The organism is Janibacter sp. CoH_79_TC_3 (genome assembly GCF_058197955.1).
On record NZ_JBXWIV010000135.1, the window covers coordinates 1 to 255 of the forward strand.

Below are 255 nucleotides of genomic sequence, written 5' to 3' on the forward strand. Positions count from 1 at the left end.
GTTCCACGTTCAGCGCATAGAGCTTGTGATAGTAGCGATGGCGCCCGACGGGTGGGCAGGGCCCGCCATAAGCGGTGCGCTGCCAGTCGTTGGTGCCGGCGCGCGTGCCGGGTGGCAGTCCCTTGCGTGCTGCGTCTTCGGCGATGGCCGTTGCGCTGGGCGGGATGTTGTAGAGCAGCCAGTGCACCCAGGTCATCTTCGGTGCGGCGGGGTCTGGCGCGTCCGGATCGTCAACGATCAGCACCAGGCTACGTG

General features: G+C 67.1%; 1 protein-coding gene. It reads right to left on the reverse strand.

What is annotated here, in order from left to right; all coding sequences use genetic code 11:
• Window positions 1-255: YbhB/YbcL family Raf kinase inhibitor-like protein (locus tag AC2FA3_RS15370; RefSeq protein WP_490510343.1), on the reverse strand; the 255-nt coding region annotated here is incomplete at both ends.